Source organism: Nocardia arizonensis, assembly GCF_001310275.1.
Taxonomy (GTDB): Bacteria; Actinomycetota; Actinomycetes; order Mycobacteriales; family Mycobacteriaceae; genus Nocardia; species Nocardia arizonensis.
In genome coordinates this window covers 1-19,530 of the sequence record NZ_LGYZ01000022.1, presented here as the reverse complement: position 1 = coordinate 19,530, position 19,530 = coordinate 1, and the positions used below count along the sequence as shown (strand labels likewise).

At 66.4% G+C, this 19,530-nt stretch carries 20 protein-coding genes and 2 pseudogenes; 15 read left to right on the top strand and 7 right to left on the bottom strand.

Annotated features, from left to right (window positions below; all coding sequences use genetic code 11):
- Positions 1–182 precede the first annotated feature (182 nt).
- Both APZ21_RS03790 and APZ21_RS03785 read left to right on the top strand, forming a co-directional pair.
- Complete coding sequence (locus APZ21_RS03790; RefSeq protein WP_174553666.1) at positions 183–728, top strand: hypothetical protein; 546 nt, start codon at positions 183–185, stop codon at positions 726–728.
- A complete protein-coding gene (locus tag APZ21_RS03785; protein WP_054811808.1) occupies positions 725–1,129 on the top strand; it encodes a hypothetical protein in 405 nt (134 codons plus the stop codon). Before APZ21_RS03790 ends, APZ21_RS03785 begins: the two co-directional genes overlap by 4 nt.
- Before the next feature lie 8 nt (positions 1,130–1,137).
- Here the strand turns inward: APZ21_RS03785 and APZ21_RS03780 are convergent, their stop codons facing one another.
- Positions 1,138–1,437, bottom strand: coding sequence for a hypothetical protein (locus APZ21_RS03780; protein WP_156370631.1), 300 nt, complete (start codon positions 1,435–1,437; stop codon positions 1,138–1,140).
- Between the two features lie 1,896 nt (positions 1,438–3,333).
- Between APZ21_RS03780 and APZ21_RS33660 the strand changes: the two genes are divergently transcribed.
- The 3 genes from APZ21_RS33660 to APZ21_RS03770 are packed head-to-tail and all read left to right on the top strand — an operon-like array spanning position 3,334 to position 5,790.
- Positions 3,334–3,477 (top strand): hypothetical protein, encoded by a 144-nt coding sequence (locus APZ21_RS33660; RefSeq protein WP_156370629.1) that lies wholly within the window; start codon positions 3,334–3,336, stop codon positions 3,475–3,477.
- A 36-nt stretch (positions 3,478–3,513) separates the two neighbouring features.
- A complete protein-coding gene (locus tag APZ21_RS03775) occupies positions 3,514–4,314 on the top strand; it encodes an SDR family NAD(P)-dependent oxidoreductase (protein ID WP_054811806.1) in 801 nt (266 codons plus the stop codon).
- Positions 4,315–4,353: 39 nt separating this feature from the next.
- On the top strand, positions 4,354–5,790 hold the full coding sequence (locus APZ21_RS03770) for an FAD-dependent monooxygenase (protein WP_054811805.1): 1,437 nt from the start codon (positions 4,354–4,356) through the stop codon (positions 5,788–5,790).
- Positions 5,791–5,904: 114 nt separating this feature from the next.
- Here APZ21_RS03770 and APZ21_RS33655 read toward each other — a convergent pair whose 3' ends face one another.
- From APZ21_RS33655 to APZ21_RS03755, 4 genes and pseudogenes are all read right to left on the bottom strand, one after another.
- The gene (locus tag APZ21_RS33655; RefSeq protein WP_371852405.1) at positions 5,905–6,114 is read right to left on the bottom strand and encodes a hypothetical protein; all 210 of its coding nucleotides are present in this window, start codon (positions 6,112–6,114) and stop codon (positions 5,905–5,907) included.
- 59 nt (positions 6,115–6,173) lie between these two features.
- A pseudogene (locus APZ21_RS36235) lies at positions 6,174–6,308 on the bottom strand (IPT/TIG domain-containing protein); the annotation flags it as partial.
- A gap of 60 nt (positions 6,309–6,368) precedes the next feature.
- The gene (locus APZ21_RS03760) at positions 6,369–6,797 is read right to left on the bottom strand and encodes an ester cyclase (RefSeq protein WP_054811804.1); all 429 of its coding nucleotides are present in this window, start codon (positions 6,795–6,797) and stop codon (positions 6,369–6,371) included.
- A gap of 20 nt (positions 6,798–6,817) precedes the next feature.
- On the bottom strand, positions 6,818–7,621 hold the full coding sequence (locus APZ21_RS03755) for an SDR family NAD(P)-dependent oxidoreductase (protein ID WP_054811809.1): 804 nt from the start codon (positions 7,619–7,621) through the stop codon (positions 6,818–6,820).
- A gap of 58 nt (positions 7,622–7,679) precedes the next feature.
- Between APZ21_RS03755 and APZ21_RS03750 the strand changes: the two genes are divergently transcribed.
- Positions 7,680–8,351 carry a TetR/AcrR family transcriptional regulator gene (locus APZ21_RS03750; RefSeq protein WP_082392807.1) on the top strand — a complete coding sequence of 224 codons (672 nt, stop codon included), beginning with the start codon at positions 7,680–7,682 and terminating at the stop codon, positions 8,349–8,351.
- Between the two features lie 400 nt (positions 8,352–8,751).
- On the top strand, positions 8,752–9,102 hold the full coding sequence (locus tag APZ21_RS33645; RefSeq protein ID WP_156370627.1) for a VOC family protein: 351 nt from the start codon (positions 8,752–8,754) through the stop codon (positions 9,100–9,102).
- Here the strand turns inward: APZ21_RS33645 and APZ21_RS03745 are convergent.
- Together APZ21_RS03745 and APZ21_RS03740 are read right to left on the bottom strand one after the other, a co-directional pair.
- A pseudogene (locus APZ21_RS03745) lies at positions 9,089–9,412 on the bottom strand (transposase); the annotation flags it as partial. The gene APZ21_RS33645 and the pseudogene APZ21_RS03745 sit on opposite strands and share 14 nt — an antisense overlap.
- A 34-nt stretch (positions 9,413–9,446) precedes the next feature.
- Positions 9,447–10,046: a TetR/AcrR family transcriptional regulator gene (locus APZ21_RS03740; RefSeq protein WP_054811801.1), complete on the bottom strand. Its 600-nt coding sequence runs from the start codon at positions 10,044–10,046 to the stop codon at positions 9,447–9,449.
- Between the two features lie 98 nt (positions 10,047–10,144).
- Here APZ21_RS03740 and APZ21_RS03735 point away from each other — a divergent pair, with 98 nt between their 5' ends.
- The 8 genes from APZ21_RS03735 to fadD11 are packed head-to-tail and all read left to right on the top strand — an operon-like array spanning position 10,145 to position 19,162.
- Positions 10,145–11,026, top strand: a complete 882-nt coding sequence (locus tag APZ21_RS03735) for a metal-dependent hydrolase (protein WP_054811800.1) — start codon at positions 10,145–10,147, stop codon at positions 11,024–11,026.
- Complete coding sequence (locus APZ21_RS03730; protein WP_054811799.1) at positions 11,023–12,054, top strand: PDR/VanB family oxidoreductase; 1,032 nt, start codon at positions 11,023–11,025, stop codon at positions 12,052–12,054. The genes APZ21_RS03735 and APZ21_RS03730 overlap by 4 nt, the downstream gene beginning before the upstream one ends.
- Positions 12,055–12,076: 22 nt before the next feature.
- Positions 12,077–12,586, top strand: a complete 510-nt coding sequence (locus APZ21_RS03725; protein WP_054811798.1) for an SRPBCC family protein — start codon at positions 12,077–12,079, stop codon at positions 12,584–12,586.
- On the top strand, positions 12,583–14,079 hold the full coding sequence (locus APZ21_RS03720; protein ID WP_054811797.1) for an aldehyde dehydrogenase family protein: 1,497 nt from the start codon (positions 12,583–12,585) through the stop codon (positions 14,077–14,079). The genes APZ21_RS03725 and APZ21_RS03720 overlap by 4 nt, the downstream gene beginning before the upstream one ends.
- A gap of 3 nt (positions 14,080–14,082) precedes the next feature.
- The gene (locus APZ21_RS03715) at positions 14,083–15,546 is read left to right on the top strand and encodes a flavin-containing monooxygenase (protein ID WP_054811796.1); all 1,464 of its coding nucleotides are present in this window, start codon (positions 14,083–14,085) and stop codon (positions 15,544–15,546) included.
- A complete protein-coding gene (locus APZ21_RS03710) occupies positions 15,546–16,412 on the top strand; it encodes a short-chain dehydrogenase/reductase (RefSeq protein WP_054811795.1) in 867 nt (288 codons plus the stop codon). Before APZ21_RS03715 ends, APZ21_RS03710 begins: the two co-directional genes overlap by 1 nt.
- A complete protein-coding gene (locus APZ21_RS03705; protein ID WP_054811794.1) occupies positions 16,409–17,341 on the top strand; it encodes an alpha/beta hydrolase in 933 nt (310 codons plus the stop codon). Before APZ21_RS03710 ends, APZ21_RS03705 begins: the two co-directional genes overlap by 4 nt.
- A gap of 18 nt (positions 17,342–17,359) precedes the next feature.
- Complete coding sequence (gene fadD11 / locus APZ21_RS03700; RefSeq protein ID WP_054811793.1) at positions 17,360–19,162, top strand: fatty acid--CoA ligase FadD11; 1,803 nt, start codon at positions 17,360–17,362, stop codon at positions 19,160–19,162.
- The last annotated feature ends 368 nt before the right edge of the window (positions 19,163–19,530 follow it).

The window sequence follows — 19,530 nt, the reverse complement described above, 5'->3', positions numbered from 1 at the left end:
TGACCAGGCCGTCGGCCTGGTCACGAACTACGGCTGGAGTACTAGCCGGTCGGCAGCACCGCACGAGCTGTTCCCGTTGCAGCAATCCACGACGAATGAACTGCTGTGCAACCGGTCCCTGCGCGGATCCCGGCAGCCGGGCTGCCAAGGCATCCAGACGGTTTCAATATCCGACTGTACCGTTGGCCCGTCAACGCGATGGCATACACGAGCTGCTGGACCTGGAAACCGCTCGCGCGGTCGCCGAACAGCTCAGCGAGGTCCACGACGCCCTCGATCACGGTGAGGGCGTCTCCGGGCCTGCCGCCCGGCGGTTGATCCGCGCCGCGCACGAGCAGCACGACCGCTTCGGCGGTCTGATCACCACACCCCGGCAGGCCAAAGCCCTGCTGTCGGATCCGGCGCTGACCGTGTTCGACAACGCCGACGCCTACCTCGCCTGCAACTACGACCCCGGCAAGGCCCTCTGCAACCCCGCCAAGGCCAGCGGACCCACCCCAACACCGAGCCTGGACCGCTGCCACACCAACTGCTCGAACATCGCCCGCACCGACACCCACGCCCGGCAACTGCGCACAGCGGCCGACCAGATCCGCGCCCAGGCTGATTCGCCGCTCGTTCCGCAGCCCGTCGCCGAGCGGCTCAAGCACCGCGCGGCCTCGCTGATCGAGCTTGCCGACACCCACGACCGCACCCGCATCACAACCACCGACCCGGAGCCACGATGACCACCGACCAGCGCGGCCAGATCCGCGCCGCGATCGACCGGCTGCTGGCCGGCACCCCGCTACGATCCGACGGCGCTCTGACCGTCGTGGCCCTCGCCGCCGAGGCCGACGTCAAACGGCACGTTCTCACCCACCGTCACACCGACCTCAAGGACGAGTTCTACGCCCGCGTCCGCGCGCAAGGACACACCCCGGCCAGCGAACAGCAGCTGCGCGACGAGCTGGAATCCACCCGACACAAACTCGCCGACGCCCGCAAAAAGATCCAGGAGCTCGAACAATCCGTCGAAGCATTCGCGCGGATCGTCAACGTCCTCACCGTCGAAAACGACCGCCTTACAAAGAAATCCGGACGCATCGGCAGCCGGACCGTCATCCCGATCAACCCCGAGACGAATTGATGTCGACGCTATCCGGCGGCCGGAACCTCGTCATCGCCGAACAACAGCAGTTGCCGCAGCGCAGTGGTGCCCGCGCCGATCCGGCGCAGGCACCGAACGCAAGTGACGTCCGCTCGCGTCGGCACCAAGGCCGTCGGCGACCACCCCGCGACACCCGTGTGACAAAGAAGCTCCGGCACTTCCTCGTCCTCGACCCATTGCCCGAGGCTGACCGCATGCACCGTCCGCCCGGCCCGCACCACCGCATGCACGCCTGGGGCACCGAACACTGCCCGAGTCGAAGCAGCAAGCGGTGCAATATCGGTCACGCGACCACCATACGATCCGGCACCGACAAAAAGACGGACTATCTCGCAGCTGAGCGGCCGATGGTGATCTCTCGTCACGCCGGTCCTGCAACACGCCCAGACTTGACAGGGAACACCGGTGTGGTTGGGCGTTCTGGCCGTATTCGCCGGTAGCGGCCTTCACCGTTTCCTCCAGTGCATGGTAGTCGCGTGGGGCGAGGCTGCCTTGGCGGAGTTTGCCGAGAGCGGTGTCAGGGTGAATCAGGCGACCGACCACTAACCTAATACTGCAACGGCACTCAGGTGAGTGGGTGGCCGCGCCGCCGGTAGTGCGATAAGCGGGCTCGCTGGGGTCCGACTGCCCGCCGACCGGGGCATCGAGCGCGGTGGCTCCGACTACGAACGACACCCACCAGGCGAAGACGTACCACGTCTCTTTTTGCGTAACCAACGGGACCACCTCGAGATCGCTCCACGCTGGCCCATACCGTGGGTCGCGGTACCCAAGTCTAGCGCGGCTAATGTTCAGTGACTCTACATCCTTGCGGAGGTCTGATCGATCTTGATCCTGACTGTTTGGCGGATTTGACGGTTGATGAGCACGCTGAGGTACGGGCGCTGATGAACAGTCCGGACTTGATGGCGGCCGTGGCGATGCGGGTGCGGATCACGGTGCTGGCCTGATTCGGCGCTGCGCACAAGGGTTGCCTTCACGGGACCTCGTGGTCGTCTCGGCCGACGACGTGGTCCATCGAGATCCGTGTTCGTCGATGAACGCCGCAACCCGGCAGCGGGCGGGATCGTGTAAAGGTTTATGCGGGCTCGCCCGGGCCAACAGATCATGAGGACTCACCCCGAGCTGAACGATCATCCGTCAGGTGAGTAGCACCCCCTGAGGTGTAGGCACAACTCGACGAGCGCTTGGGCAGATCTGCCCTAGGAAGGTATGCCCCGAGTCCTTTACTTGGTCCTACGGCCGACCGACGGACGGAGAAGTGAGATGAACATCGAGGAGTCCACCCACAGGATGCGACTGTGACGCCACGACAATCGCATCCTTCGGTCCCGACGATCTACCGGACCTCGTTCGAGCGCGAGAACTCCTTCCGGAACTCAACACGTTGTGGGACGCCGTACGCCACGATTTCTGGACCAGACTCATCCCTCCGCAACCACAGTGCCGACGATGGCGACGGATGTGATCTCGACGCCGATTCCTCCGCCCGGGAAAGTCTTTTCAGCAGCCCGCCGGTAACACCTGCCCTACTCTCCCCGCGGGTTCACTTACCCATCCCCGTACTGTATGACAGAAGGTAACGGGAATCTGGTGACACAGGTCGACACCCCAGTTCCGAGCTGTTTTCGCCAGATGCGGCGGAGATGCCTCGCTCACTCGCCGCTGGCACCTGGCAACCGAATCCAACAACTGGATCATCGCCCGCCAGAATGCGAACACCGCCAACGGTCGGAGATGAGATCGGGTCCATGCAGCCCAAGTGCCGATGTCACTGAGTCCCATGTAAAGCGCGTGCAGGCACATCCGCGATCGAGGAGGTTGCAGCACGACTACTTCGGCGAGTCGGATAAGAACCTGGTCCGTAGTCTGATGAAGATCTGACCGCCGCTCGCTCAGGCCGGGAGTCGTCCTCGCGCGCGAACAGAGCCGAAGCGCTCGTGTCCAGGGACCAACATATGGACGCCGCGACTTCAGCCGAAGACCGGCCGGATTCGCCGCCGCCCGTCGCCAGAATTCGAGGCAGCCCTGCGCACCATTTCCCGGCCCCGCGCCGGTATCCCTGTGCCGTGAGGTCAGGCCAACAGCCGGTGCATCCGGTCGAGCGCGCGCCTCGGCTCAACCGAGGCTCTAGCGGCGTCGAGCACGCTGGCGTGCAGCCGAGCGCGACCACAGGAGCAACCATGACCACCGTCGCCGGCCACACCGAGTTCTACGCCGAGCAGATGCAGCGGCCGGACAACCGCGACCAGCCCGGATCGGAGCGCGCGGAGGTGGTCGGCATGGTGTGGCCCCGAAGCCGAAGGGCGCACAAATCCATCACCTGAATCGAGCCGATCAGCCCGGCAAGAAGGGAACCGATCATGTCCTCAGTGGAACTGGCCTCCGCCAGAGTGCTGCTCACCGGCGCCACTGGCGGCCTGGGGCAAGCGACAGCGCGGGAACTCGCGACCCAGGGTGCCGATCTCGTACTGACCGGCCGTCGGATAGAGACGTTGTCCGCACTCGCCGCAGAACTGGGCGCAGCCGTGATCGCCGCCGATCTGTCGAACCCCGCGGATCTGTCGCGGCTGCTCGCTCAGGCCGGACCGGTGGACGTTCTCGTTGCCAACGCCGGTCTCCCAGCAGGGGGTCACTTTCTCGACTTCTCTCCCACCGACCTCGACCGCGTCATCGATGTCAACTTGCGGGCACCGATGTTGCTCGCCCGCGACCTGGCCGAGCAGATGATCGCCCGAGGAGCAGGTCACATCGTGTTCATGGGCTCGGTAGCCGGACTGCTGCCCGGACCACGGGTCAGTTTGTACAACGCCACCAAATTCGGCCTGCGCGGCTTCGCTCTAGCCCTGCGACACGATCTGCGCGATGCCGGGGTCGGTGTGTCCATCGTCGAACCCGGATTTGTCCGTGACGCCGGAATGTTCGCCGATAGTGGCGCCAGGCTTCCACCTGGAATGCGCACGGCTACACCACACCAAGTCGCTCGAGCCGTCGTCCGAGCGGTCCACCGAAACGTCGACGAAATCCTCGTCGCCCCGATCGAAACACGTCTTCTGGCCACGATCGGATGCATCGCCCCTCGGCTGGTCGGACCGCTACATCGCTTCATCGATTCCGAACGTCTCGGGGCCGACCTCGGCAGCCGGTTCCACCATGCGGACTGACCCCTGGGACTTGTGCCACTCGGGAGAAGGAGATCGGGCATGAGTCATCGCCAGGTTGTCGTGGTCGGCGCGGGCCCGGTCGGGTTGTGGCTGGCGGCGGAATTGTGCCTGGGTGGCGCCGAAGTGCTGGTGCTGGAGGCGCGAACGGAGCCGGACCCGAATTCCAAAGCGCTGGCCATCCATCCGCGCACCCTCGAGACCCTCGCATCTCGAGCCCTCGTGGACCGATTTCTAGCCGAAGGGAACCAGATCCCGAGCGGACACTTCGCCGCCCTGGACACTCGGCTGGACTTCCGGCTCCTGGATACCTCCTACCCGTTCACGCTGACTGTTCCGCAAGTACGCACCGAGCAACTGCTGGAAACACACGCTCGTGCCGCCGGAGCCGATGTTCGACGCGGGCAGCGGGTGGCCGGATTGACCGTTCGCGCCGAGTCGGTCACCGTGCACCTCGACGAGGAAGCCGACATCGAGGCCGAATGGGTCGTGGGATGCGACGGCGTCCGCAGCACAGTCAGGCAGTCCGCGAGCATTGCCTATCCCGGCGCCGACTCCACGATGCTGGGCTGGCTCGGCGACGTCGAGCTCGCCGATCCGCCGCCTCAGCCCATCTTCACCGAGTGGACCGAGGCGGGACTGCTCATGGGTGTGCGGCTATCCAGCGGGACATATCGCCTGATCGGTATCACCCCCGAGGATCTGCGGACCGACTGGCCTGGTCCCCTCACCCTGCGCGAACTTCGGCGCAAGACCCGCACGATCGTCCACACCGACTGGGCAATGCACTCGCCGAAGTGGTTGTCGCGCTTCGGCAACGCCGCCCGGCAAGCCGAACGCTACCGGGCGGGCAGGGTACTGCTCGCCGGTGACGCGGCACACCAGCACATGCCGGCAGGCGGAATCGGAATGAACCTCGGACTAGCCGACGCGATGAACCTCGGCTGGAAGCTGGCAGCCACCGTTTCCGGACGCGCACGCGACGGCCTGCTCGACACCTACCACACCGAGCGACACCCGGTCGGCGCCAGGGCACTACACATCACCCAAGCCCAAGCCGCACTGATGACGGCCTTCTCACCGGACGGCCGGCAGTTGCGCGCCCTGCTGTCCGACATGATCACCAACCGACCCGAGTTCGCTCGCACACTCGCCGAGCACCTATCCGGACTGTCGGCGACCTACCCGGCCGCCCCCGGCGCACACCCCCTGACCGGCCACCGCGCCCCGGACCTGCCACTCACCGACGGCCGCACGCTGTTCGCGACCCTCACCGGCGCACGCCACGTCCTAGTCGACCTCACCGGCGCCACGAGACCGGCCGCTAATCTGCCGCTCGCACGAGCGGTCCCCATCCACGACCGGCCACAGTGGGCAGGAACGACAGCCGCGCTCATCCGACCGGACGGCTACCTGGCCTGGGTCGGCAACCACGACGCCGACCTGGCAACCGCGCTGTTCACCGCAGGCCTGACCTGAGTACGGACCGCGCCGAAACGGCCACAGCAGTTGGCGCATCCTTGTAGACGACTCCGACTGGTAGGGACTGGACACGATCTCGGAGGTTCTCACGCCCGCACGCAGGTCCCGGCCTCACAGCCGTATGAGCAGGGTGGCCAGGCCGAGCATGCCACGGCAGGAGGTCGCGGTTTTGTCGTAACGACTGGTGATGGCCCGATACTGCTCGAGCCGGTTGAAGCAGCGTTCCACCACATTGCGGCGCCGATACGCAATCCGATCGAAGGTCGTGCGGCACCCACCAGCACTGCCCGGCGACGACGGTGGGCCTGCTGATCGCTGCATTCGGGGATCGTGGCGGTGATGGTCGCTGCTCCAGCGAATCCCCGGGGGACTACCGCGGTGATCTGCGTGCTGGAGTTCACGGTGAATGATGTGGCCGCGCTCGCGCCGAAGGTGACGCCGGTGGCTGCGGCGAGGTTGGTGCCGGTGATTGTGACGGTGTTGCCGCCGGAGGCTGGCCCCTGGCTGGGGCTCACGCCGTTCAAGGAGGGCACGCTGGTGGGAGTCCGTAGGCGAGCAAATCGGCAGTGGTTGGCTCACGTCCGTTGTTCCGTTGCGGCACCGCTTTTTTTCGTGAGTTGAGCGATGACTGTGGCGGTGTCGAGGAAGACGCGTTCGCCGACCACGTAGCCGTCGTCATCGAAGGACACGACGGCGATCATCTCGATGGCGATCGTGTTGCCGCTGGGCGCCAGCCCCGCGTAATGCCCGTCATGGGTGCCCTCGAAGCGAACCAGTGCGGCGCCGAGGGCGCCCAGCTGCCCCAGTGGCTCAATGGTGGCCGTGAGGTCGCTGAAGCCGTCGAACAGTGCGGACTCCCGGGCGGCCAGTGCCCCGAGTCCCGTTTGGGGTCCGGTCAAGGGTGAATCGTAGGCGGCGGGCTCTCGCCACAGGCCGACCACCTCGTCGACGCTGTGGTTGTTGACTGCCGCCGTAGCAGCGGCTGCGAAATTCTGGATGAACATGTCCGGTCTCCTCGAGTCGATCAATTGCTTTGAGCCGCAGCGGGTTCCGGGCGGACGGAACGCTCGGCGAAGGTGATGGCCAGTGTCGAAGGCAGTCGGCAGGCGACGCGGGCCAGCAAGGCGTTCGCCGCACCGTCGACGATGTCGGGCCGATTGGACCTCAGTGCGCGCACGGTGGCCGCCACGACCTGTTCGGGCGCTCGCCGGCTACCGACCGAGGCAGCCTCGCCGGCGATGTCGAAGAACGCGGTGTCGGTCGCACCGGGGCTCACAGCGAGGACTCGGACGCCGCTGCCGCGGGTCTCGGACCACAACGCGCGGGTGAAGGACAGCACGTACGCCTTGGTCGCCGCGTACACCGCCATATGCGGAACCGGCTGGAACGCGGCCGTGCTGGCCACGTTGACGACCGCGCCGCGTCCGTGAGCGATCATGCCCGGCAACAGGATCGCGGTGAGTTCGGTCAAGGCGGTGACGTTCACTGCTATCTGACTGGAGACCGCGGCGAGGTCGGCTCCGGCGAGGTCACCGTGGATCCCGAGCCCCGCGTTGTTGACGAGCGCTTCGACGGTGATCCCACGCCGGGCGAGCAGATCGGTGACGCCCAGCGCGGCGCCCGGGGCACCGAGATCCGCAGCGACGACCTCCACACGGGTGCCGAACTGTGCGTGCAACTCGTCGGCCTGCGCCCGCAGGATCGCTTCCCGCCGGGCGACCAGGACCAGGTCACCGCCGTCGGCGGCGATCCGGGCGGCAAATGCCCGCCCGATGCCCGACGACGCACCGGTCACCAACACTCGCTGTCCCTCGAAATATCCGGCCACCACTGCCTCCTTAATTAAACCTTCATGATGGTCTAATTAATACCGCTATGCTGGCTCCATGGCAAGCCCCCACCGCAGCACGCGGGCCCAGCGACGCGTCGGACGACCGTCGGGCCCGACCGAACACGGAGCGGCGTCCAGAGAGCGGATACTCGACGCGGCCGCTACGGTGTTCGCGCAGCTCGGCTACGACCGTGCCCGCATGGCCGATGTCGTCGAGACCAGCGGAATGACCAAGGGCTCGGTCTACTTTCATTTCGAGAACAAAGAAGCCCTGGCCGTCGCCGTCCTGACCGAGAAGCACGCGCAATGGCTCGACCGGGTACAGGCACGGCTCACGATCGAGCCCGCCGGCAATGCACGACTGGAAGCACTGCTACCGGCAATGCTGGAACTGCACCGCGACGACCCGGACGCCTGGGTCATCTCGCGCCTCACCCAGAACCTCGCCGAAGTGCCCGCCACCCGGGCACTGGCCACGGAACTGACCCGCCGCTGGATCGACACCGTCGCCGACCTCATCCGCGACAGCCGGCGACATGGTGGGGTGTCCGTTGGAGTCGACCCGGATCTGCTCGCCACCGTCGTCGTCGGCGCCTTCGACGGTTTGAAGACAACCATCGAGACGATCAGCGAAGACCCCCGCACCGCCGCCTCGCAGCTCGAAGCCGGCGGCACCCTCCTGCTGACGATGATGCGATCGGTCGTCTTGCCCGCCGATCACCAGTGAGGCGCCGGGCCCCGGTCACCCGTTCGAATCTCCGGCGCTGACTTTGCTGGTGGGCTGGTAGCCGAGTTTGTTGATGTCCGGGGCAGGTCCGGATCGGCTGAAGCTGCCGGTCCAGGTCCGATCGAGCCGGTAACGGCGGACGGTGCGGCTGAGCTCGACTGTGTTGGCGAGCGCGACGAGGGCGGGTTTCCCGATGCGGGTGACCGGTCGTTGATAGCCGAGCAGTTCGCGGACGCGGCAATACCGCCAACTGGGCGCGTCAGCTCAACCGCCCGGTGCTCGCGGTCCGCGGGCCGATCTACTCCGCGGCCTCGACCGGCTGCCATGAGCTGCTGTGGATTCAGATAGCGAGTGGGGGGCTCGGGTGTAGACCGCGGCTGGGCGCTTCGAAAGGAAGCAGATGGGAATCGTGCGGGCCGCGTCGTGTTTTATGGAAGTGTCGGATTTGGATCGTTCGATACGCTTCTACTGCGACGTATTGGAATGCCGTGTCGCGATTCACGAGCCGGACGTCGCGCTTCAACCAAGTCCACCGGCACAAAGGCCGCTGGAGCGGAGGTCTCGGATGAGCGGCACGACCGACACAATGATCATTTCCCGGCTCGTCACCGACGACGGCCAACAGGTGACAATCGAGGTCGCCCAACCGGCCTCGGCCGACCACGGCGCCGACTGTGGTTTCCGCCTCGACGGCCGCCCCTTCATCAGCCCCGGCATCGACGAACGAGGAAGTGTCCTCAAAGCCATATGAGCAGGGTGGCCAGGTCGAGCATGCCGCGGTAAGAGGTTGCGGTTTTGTCGTATCGGGTGGCGATGGCCCGATATTGTTTGAGCCGGTTGAAGCAACGCTCGACCACGTTGCGGCGGCGGTAAGCGACCGGGTCGAAACTCGGCGGGCGGCCACCAGCCGGGCCGCGACGACGGCGGTTGGCCTGCTGGTCGGCACGTTCGGGAATCGTGGCGGCGATCCCGCGTCCGCGCAGATGCTCCCGGATCGTCCGTGAGGAGTAGCCCTTGTCTGCCAGCACCCGACGTGGGCGTGTCCACGGCCGGCCCACCCCAAAGCTGACTAATCAGACGATTGGGAGACAGAACCTAGTCGGTGATGATCGGCCTGATGTAGTCGCGGGCGAACGCGGTGAGCCCCGAGTCCAGGTCGATGGCGCCGATCGGTTGCAGGATCAGCGAGTGCACGATGCGGCAGACGACCTCGACGCGTACGTCCAGGTCGGGAACCTCGGGGAAGCCTTTCTCGCGCATCGCGGTTCGCAGGACCTCGGTCGTCGCGGCGACCGACATCATGAAGAAGGCGCCGCCCTCGGTGGTGAGCTGCGGGAGTAGGCGGTCGGGCTCGAGAGTCAGCATCCGTTGCACCAGTGGATGGGTGCGCCAGCGGGTGAGGACGGTGGCGAACACGTCGACCACCAAGCCTTCCAGGGTGTCGTGCCGGGCCGGGAGTTCGCCGAGTTCGGCGAGCAGCTTGCGCACCTCCCGTTCGGTGACCGCGCGCACGACGTCGTCCCGGGCGCCCACGCGCCGATAGACGGTCACCCGGTCGACACCGGCCTTGCGGGCGATGTCCTCGATGGTCGTCTTCTTCACGCCGACCTGCCCGAACTGGATCAGGGCTGCTTCGAGGATCCTTTCCTCGATGGTTTCGGCTGCGTTTTCCGAGGTGGCGGCAGTGGTGGGCACACCTCGACGCTAGCACCGATCACCATCATTGCAACATCGCAAGTCGATTTGTGGCCGCAACATTGCCATAAGAAATGTGGCGATGTACGGTTCGGTGTATGGCTGATCACAGTGCAACGAAGCGCTCCTATCAGGACGAGGCCCACGCGATCCACGCCCGTGACGTCCACTTCGACTTCTCCTCGGTGCCGATGCACTACATCCCGGGCGAGGTAGTCGCGACCCACGTCACCAACGTGATGCACCTAGTGCTGCCCGAAGGCGAACGGGCGATGGCGGCCTGCTTGGCCGAGGCCCTTCCCTTCATCGAGGACGAACGCCTGCGTGAAGAAGTGACCGGATTCATCGGCCAGGAAACGATGCATGCCAGTAGCCATGAGGGTGCGCGTGAGCACCTGCAGTCGCTCGGTCTGGACGTCGAGTCCTACGTCAGCAAGGTCGCCTGGCTGGTCGACCGGGTCCTGGGCGATCACGGCCTCAGAGGCAGGGCCAAGAAGCAGTGGCTCAAAGAGCGCCTCGGCCTGTTCGCGGGCATGGAGCATTTCACCGCGGTGATCGGCGAGTGGCTGCTCGAGGCCGAGGCCCTCGAAGCCGCCGGCATGCACCCGACGATGCTGGATCTGGTCCGCTGGCACGGCGCGGAGGAAGTCGAACACCGCAGCGTTGTCTTCGACGCCTACATGTACCTCGACGGCGGTTACGCGCGTCGGGCCCGCACGGGATTGCTCGCCACCGCACTACTTCTGCCGCTCTTCGTGATCTCCACGGCGTACCTGTATCGCAAAGACCCCAGTGTCAACAAAGGCAGATTCTGGGGTGCGCAGTTCGTGAGCGCGACCGTGCGGGGCGTGATTCCCAGTTTCACGACCTTCTTCACGGAAATGCCGCGCTACCTGCGGCCGAGTTTCCATCCCTCACAGCTGGGGTCGATGGACAGCGCGCTGCGCTATCTCGCGCACTCTCCGGCGGCGCGCGCATGACCAGCACCGCCGCCGCCCCCACGCCGAGCCTTCGAGCGTTCGGCATCGCCATGGACATCTACAAGAAAGTGTTCACCACCCCCGCGCTCTCCCGCCCGAAGCCGGTGCGGTTCAACGGATTCGAACTCGACACCGTGGTCGAGTCAGTGCGTGCCGAGGCCGATGACGTCGCGTCGTTCACGCTGGTGGGCCGGGACGAACAGACCCTGCCGTCATGGCGGCCGGGTTCACATCTCGATGTGTTTCTGCCGTCGGGACGACAGCGGCAGTATTCGTTGTGCGGGGATCCCCGGGATCGGCGGCGCTACCGCATCGCCGTGCGCCGCATCGCCGACGGGGACGGCGGATCACTGGAAATGCATGCGATGCAACCGGGCGACGCGCTGCGAATTCGGGGGCCGCGCAACGCCTTCACTTATATCGAGAACGCGCCGTCCTACCTGTTCCTCGCCGCCGGCATCGGGATCACCCCCATTCTGCCGATGGTCAGGCAGACCGGTGAACGTGGGCGATTGGTGTATCTGGGGCGCTCCCGGTCGACCATGCCGTTCCTGAGCGAACTACCGCTCGACACCGACATCCGCCCCGACGACGAATACGGCGCACCCGATGTCCCCGCTATCCTCGCCCAAGCGGAACCTGGCGCGGCCGTCTATGTTTGCGGGCCGCCCCCGGTGCTGGAGGCCGCGCAGCGACACCTGTTCCGGCTCAATCCCACCGCCTCGCTGCATACCGAACGCTTCTCCGCGCTGCCGGTGACCGACGGCCGCGAGTTCGACCTGACTTTGGCGCGAACCGGGGTCGATGTCCGGGTCGGCAGTCAGGAAACGGCTCTCGAAGCACTCCGCCGGGTCAAGCCCGACGTGCTGTACTCCTGCCGTCAAGGATTCTGCGGCACCTGCAAGACCCGTGTGCTCTCCGGCGACATCGACCACCGCGACCGGGTGCTCAGCGACACCGAACGCCCCGACCACATGTTGACCTGTGTCTCCCGTTCCACCGACGGACCTCTCGTCCTCGATCTCTGACCGTGAAAGGCAATCCGGTCTCATGACTGCACGTTTCGCGCTGGCGAAATCCGACGACACATTCCTCGCCGGCGCCGCCCGCCGCTACACCCATTTCGTCGACATCTCACAACCGCCGCAGCGCGTCTGGGCGGCATTGACCTCCGACGACGCCCTCGTGTCGTGGTCGCCGGTGATCACCGCGGCGCGCTGGACCTCGCCGCGGCCGTTCGGTGTCGGCACCACCCGCGTGGTCACCCTCGGCGGTGTCGCGCGCCTGGAGGAACGGTTCTACCGCTGGGAGGAAGGCTCACATATGACCTTCACCGTCGACGCCGCCTCGATTCCGGGCTTGAAGCGGTTCGCCGAGGACATCGCCTTACAGCCGACCCCCGGCGGGACACGGCTGATCTGGACGTTCGCGCTCGAAGGCAACGCCTTGCTGCGCCCGCTGCTGGCCGCAGCGAGCCCGGTCAACCGTTTCATCACGAAATCGATTGCCCGCGGGATCCGCCGGGCAGTCGCCACTTCGGCGCAGGAGGCCGTTCGATGACTGCCACCGAGACGCGGCCCGCCGCGCAGGACAGCATGTTCGAGGTGCGCAACCCGGCGTCCGGCCTGGTCGTCGGCCGGTATCCGAACCGGACTCCGGCGCAGGTCGACGCCGCGGTCGCGCGCGCTCAGGAGGCCGCGGCCGAATGGGCCGCGATGGGTTTCGCCGAGCGCGGGCGGGTGCTGGACCGCTGGCGGGCCGAGATCGTGCGCGGCCGGAATGATCTCGCGCGCATCATGCATCAGGAGATGGGCAAGCCGATCTCCGATGCCAAGCTCGAGATCGTGATGGCGCTCGAGCATCTGAAATGGGCGGCGCGCAATGCTCAGCGGGTGCTCGGCCGCCGTGCGGTGGGATCGAGCTTGCTCACCCTCAATCAGGCGTCTAGTGTCGAGTACCGTCCGTTCGGCGTCGTCGGCATCATCGGGCCCTGGAACTATCCGGTGTTCACGCCGCTGAGTTCGATCTCGTTCGCGCTCGCCGCCGGCAATGCGGTGGTGTTCAAACCGAGCGAATACACTCCGGGTGTCGGGCTCTGGCTCGCCGAGGCATTCACCCGGGTGCTGCCGGCGCGACCGGTGTTACAGGTGGTCACCGGTGCGGGCGAGACGGGCGCGGCACTGTGCCGCAGCCGGGTCGGCAAGATCGGATTCACCGGATCTACCGAGACCGGAAAACGTGTTCTTGCCGCATGCGCCGAGCACCTCACCCCCGTCCTGATGGAGTGCGGCGGCAAGGACGCGCTGATCGTCGACGCGGACGCCGACCTCGACGCCGCGGCCGACGCGGCGATCTGGGGCGGTATGTCCAATGCGGGCCAAACCTGTCTCGGTGTCGAGCGGGTATATGTCCACACGGCCGTCTACGACGAATTCCTCAGCAAACTCCGCACTCTGGCCGGTGACCTGCGCGCCGGAAACGGCACGGCGCAGATCGGCCCGATCACCATGCCCAAGCAACTCGAGCTGATCCGCCGGCACCTGGACGACGCGATCGCCCGCGGCGGGCGCGCGCTACTAGGCGGCTCCGAATCGATCAGCGGTCAGTTCGTGCAGCCGACCGTCCTGGTCGATGTCCCCGAGGATGCCGCCGCCGTGGTTGAGGAGACCTTCGGGCCGACACTCACCGTCGCCCGCGTGACCGATATGGACGAGGCAGTCGAACGGGTGAATGCGAGCGAATACGGCCTCGGCGCCACTGTTTTCGCCCGGCGCGACGGTGTGGCGATCGCGGACCGGATCAACAGCGGCGCTACCTCCATCAATGCCTTCGTCGCGCACGCCACCGTCCCGGCACTTCCGCTGGGCGGAGTCGGGGCGTCCGGATTCGGCCGGGTGCACGGCCCAGATGGCCTGCGCGAGTTCACCTATGCCAAAGCGACCACGCGGCAGCGTTTTCCCTCCCCACTGGCGCTCACGACGTTCAGGCGCAGTGCACGCGTGGACTTCGTGGTCGATGTACTGACCGCGGCACTGCACGGAAGGATCGGCTGACCCATGACCGCACACGACATCGAGCACCGGCAGATCGTCGTTCTCGGCGCGGGCTTCGGCGGGATCGGCCTGGCCATCAAGCTGCGCGCGGCTGGATTCGACGACATCGTGCTGATCGAACGCGCCGAAGACCTCGGCGGCACCTGGCAGGCCAATACCTATCCGGGCTGTGCGTGCGATGTGCCCTCGCAGCTGTACAGCTACTCCTTCGCGCCGAACCCGGATTGGTCGCGTACCTACGGCGGCCAGCGCGAAATTCTCGAATATATTCGCTCGGTTGCGACGAAACACGATGTGGTGCGCCACATTCGGCTGGGCACCGAACTCCTCGGCGCGCGATGGGACGAAGCGGCATCGGTCTGGCGGGTCGAAACCTCGCGCGGGCTCCTCACCGCCGATTACTTCATCTCCGCCGCCGGGATCTTCGCCGAAGCGAAGTACCCGAATCTGCCGGGCCTGGACACTTTCGAAGGCAAGGCCTTTCATTCGCTGCACTGGGACCACGATCACGACCTGTCCGGCGAACGGGTGGCGGTGATCGGCACCGGAGCGTCGGCGGTTCAATTCGTGCCCGAGATTCAGCCGAAGGTCGCGGCGCTGACTGTCTTTCAGCGGTCTGCCCCCTGGATCGTCCCGCGGATGGACCGCCGGACTCGTGCGCTGGAACGCCTGCTGTTGCGCCGGGTTCCCCTGACCCAGAAAGCAGTTCGTGGCACTTGGTACACGCTGATCGAAAGCTTCGGCCTGGTCGGCTTCGTGGACAACCGATTCCGGCACCCGTTCGAACTGCTCGGCCGCTTCCAGCTGCGCCGCCAGATCCGCGACGAGGCGTTACGCGCGCGAGTCACGCCGGACTACATGATCGGCTGCAAGCGGGCCATCTTCTCCGATGCCTACCTGCCCGCGCTGGATCAGGACAACGTCGAGGTCGTGACCGACGGTATCGAAGAGGTCCGGCCGCATTCGATCCTGACTCGGGCCGGGGTGGAGATTCCGGTGGACACCATCATCTACGGCACCGGATTCACCTCTATCCCGACCGCATACGAACGGATCGTCGGCCGCGAGGACCTGTCCATCGCCGATCTGTATCACAAGCAGCCGCAGACCTACCTCGGTGCGGCCGTCGCGGGGTTCCCGAACTTCTTCTGCACGCTCGGGCCGTTCGGCGCGGCCGGCAATCAGTCCGCCATCTTCATGATCGAGTCGCAGATCGCCTACATCGTCGACGCCCTGTCGACGCTGCGCACCCGGGGCGCGCGGCGGGTCGAGCTGCGACCCATCGTCCAGGAAAGGTTCGTCGAGGAGATGCGGCGGCGCAGCGCCGAAACCGTCTGGCTCACCGGCGGCTGCGAGAGCTACTACACCACCGCCGAGGGCGGCAATGCCGGGTTGTATCCGAGCTGGAGCTTCGAATATCGCAAGCGCACCGAACGGTTCGACGCCGAAGCCTACGAGGTGGTCTGATGACACGCAATCCGCTGAGCTGGTTCACCGGCTCGAGTTATGACGTCAGCGGAAAGGTCGTGCTGATCACCGGCGCCGGACAGGGCATCGGCCGCGAACTCGCGAACCTGCTGCACACCCGGGGCGCGACCGTAGTGGTCTGCGACATCGATGAGATCGCCGCGCGTGCGACGGCAGCCCTGCTCGGCTCCCCCGCGTATCCGATCGCCGCCGATGTCGCCGACCGTACGCGGATGGAACAGGTCGTGGCGGAGGTGGTGCAGCGGTTCGGCCGCCTCGACGTCGTGGTCGCCAATGCCGGTGTCACTCCCGTTCCCGCCACGGTGCGCACGCTGGATCCGGCCGACTTCGACCGGGTCGTCGGCATCAATCTCACCGGGGTTCTCAATACCGTGCACCCCGCACTCGATCACATCGTCCAGGCCGAAGGTCATGTCGTGGTCGTCTCCTCGTGTGCCGCGTTCGCCCCCGGGATGGGCGGTTCGCCGTACATGGTCAGCAAGGCCGCGGTGGAACAGCTCGGGCGCGCCCTACGGGTCGAACTCGCTGCCGTGGGTGCGAGCGCCGGCATCGCCTACTTCGGCATTGTCGAGACCGCCATGACCCACGACATGCTCGATACCGACGAGCTGGGCCGTCGGCTCGACGCCATGCTGCCTTGGCCGCTGCGGGTGCGGATCACCGCGAAACAGGCCGCGCGCAGCATCGCAGACGGCATCGCCCGCCGTGCCCCGCGCACGATCGCACCCGCCGGCTGGGAGCCCTACGCGCTGCTGCGGGGTGTGGTCAACGTCGTTCTCGACAACCGCCTCGCGGCGAGTTCGTCCGTGCACGAGGTGCTTCGCACCATCGAGGCGCGCCGATGACCGCTCTCGTCGAGCGCGGATCGTTCCGGGCCCGCGCGGTGCGGCGCTTGTCGACGCACACCATCCGGCGGCTCGGTGCGCTCGCGCCGGTGAACCCGACGACCCTGGCCGCGATCCGGCCCCTGATCGACCGCACCTTGCGGGCCGCGGCGCCCACTCTGCGCGGCACCGCGATCCGGGTCGTGCACGGGCCGGTTCGGGGTGAATGGGTGTACGGCCCGAGAGCCACCCGGACCGACCACGTCGTGCTGTATATCCACGGTGGTGGATTCGTGGCCGGGTCCGCGGCGGGTTACCGCGGCGTGGCCGCACGAATGTCCACCGCGACCCGTATGCCGGTCTTCACCCTCGGCTATCGCCTGGCGCCGGAACATCCTTATCCCGCAGCGCCTTTGGATGTCGCGCGCGGCTACCGGTGGCTACTGAAGCAGGGCTACCGTCCCGAGCAGGTGATCGTCGCGGGTGACTCGGCCGGAGGTTTCCTGGCCGCGCACCTGATCCTCGCCAACGGACGGTCGGCGGTGCCGCAGCCCGGCGCGCTGGTCCTGTTCTCCCCCATGACCGATCTGAGCCTCACGCTCGCCACCGGCCATGCCAACGCCACGCTCGACGGCTTGTTGACGGTGCCGATGTCGCGCCACGCGATCGCGCAGTTCACCGACCTGCCACTGGAATTGCGGCCCGAACCCGGGATGTCGCTGCCGCCCGCGCTCATCCACACCAGCGACACCGAGTTCTTCAGCAACGACGCCACGACGCTGGCGGACCGCTGGACGGCAGCGGGCGCGCACTGCGAGCTGCGGGTCTGGCCGGACCAGATGCACGTCTTCCAGGCCCTGCCGGCGCTCATTCCCGAATCCCGCTTCGCCTACCGCGCGGCAGGCCGATTTGTCACCTCGATCCTCGAACCCTCGACTGCCGCCGGTTGATTCAGAAAGGCCAGTTCCGTGAGCCCTCGCTTCGACACGCTGCCCGCAGCGTTCCAGCACACCGCGTCGATCGATCCCGACGCGATCGCACTGCGCACTCCCGGCAATGCCCGCACCCTCACCTGGCGGGACTACGCACGCCAGGTTCGTGAGGTGGCCGCCGGGCTCGCCCGACTCGGCGTCCGGCGCGGCGACACCGTGGCGCTGATGCTGACCAACCGCATCGATTTCTATCCCCTCGAGGTCGGCGCACAACACCTGGGCGCGACATCGTTCTCGTTGTACAACACGCTGCCCGCCGAGCAGCTCGCCTACGTTCTCGGCAATGCCCGCGCCCGCGTGGTGATCTGCGAACCGCAATTCCTACCGCGTCTGCGAGACAGCGGGGTCGAACTCGACCACGTGATCTGCGTCGACGACGCGCCGGCGGGCACACTGTCCATTGATCAGCTGATCAGTCCCGGCACAGCCGACTTCGACTTCGACGCCGCCTGGCGAGCGGTCCAGCCCGGCGACGTCGCGACTCTGATCTACACCTCGGGCACCACCGGCAACCCGAAGGGGGTGGAAACCACCCACGCCAACCTCCTGTTCCAGGTGTACGGCATCGACAGCGTGCTGCATTTCGAATTCGGTGACACCATCACCTCGTTCATGCCGACCGCCCACATCGCCGACCGGCTCACCGCCCTGTACGTCCAGGAAGTGCTGGGTACCCAGGTGACCTGTGTGTCAGACCCGACCAACATCGCGGCCGCGCTCACCGATCTGCGCCCGACGGTTTGGGGAGCAGTGCCCAGGGTGTGGGAAAAGCTCAAAGCCGCCATCGAATTCAAGGTAGCGGGCGAGCAGGACGAGACCCGCCGCAAGGCCTTGGAGTGGGCGCTGGGGGTGGCCGCCGAGCGCAGCAAGCACCAGCTGGCCGGCGAGCCGGTACCCACCGAACTCGCTGCCGAGTGGAAGCTGGCCGACGAGATGGTGCTGAGCGGCCTGCGCGCCGCCCTCGGATTCGATCGGCTGCGCTGGGCGCTGTCGGGTGCGGCGCCGATTCCGGCGCAGACCCTGGCGTTCTTCGCCGGGCTGGGCGTCCCGATCGCGGAGATCTGGGGCATGTCCGAGTTGTCGTGCATCTGCAGTGTCAGCCATCCTGACGACGCCAAGCTCGGGACCGTCGGAAAACTCCTGCCCGGCATGGAATCCCGCCGCACGGCCGACGGGGAACTGCATGTGCGCGGTCCGCTGGTTATGAAGGGTTACCGGGGCCTGCCCGAGCAAACCAGCGAGGCGATCGACGCGGACGGCTGGCTGCACACCGGTGACATCGTGGAGATCGACGCCGACGGTTACCTGAAGATCGTCGATCGCAAGAAGGAACTGATCATCAATGCCGCCGGGAAGAACATGTCTCCGGCGAACATCGAGAACACCATCAAGGCCAGTACACCGCTCGTCGGGGCCATCGCGGTCATCGGCGACGCGCGCCCCTACAACACCGCACTGATCGTCCTCGACGTCGAAATCGCCGGACCTTACGCGCGTCAGCACGGACTTCCCGACGCGTCCGCGGCCACCTTGGCCGCAGATCCCACCGTCGTGCAGACGATCGCGGCCGGGGTTGCCACGGGCAATCAGCGGCTTTCGCGCGTGGAGCAGATCAAACGGTTCCGTGTGCTCCCGGTCTTCTGGGAAGCCGGTGGTGACGAAGTCACACTCACCATGAAGCTCAAGCGGAAAGTCATTGCCGAGAAGTACCTTTCCGATATCGCCGACCTGTACAAACAGGAACTCGCACCAGGGGTGCATGAACCCCAGGGATCCTGACCTGCCGGTGTTGCACTGTGCCCCCGAAGGATTCGGCACGGCACAGTGTCGGCAAGGGTGACGCGCGAAGGTGCTGTGTATCGTTGCGCCAGGCGTCAACACGGCCAGTGCGGGGCCGTCGGCTCGCCCTCGTCCGACGAAGTTCGAGCACTGTCGCGAGGCGCAATCGAACGTCCGGACCCTGCATCCACTCCCCTGGGGAACCGTCGTAGACTGCCACGTCGCGGTGTCCGGCGGCGAGCAGGCTGAAGCCGACCGGTGGAGCGTGTCCGGATCCGCATGCAATCCCGAAGCGCCCCGAACCCGTGACAGTTGACCCTAGTACTCCAGCCGTAGTTCGTGATGCCGCCGCTTTGCGGCGGCATCAC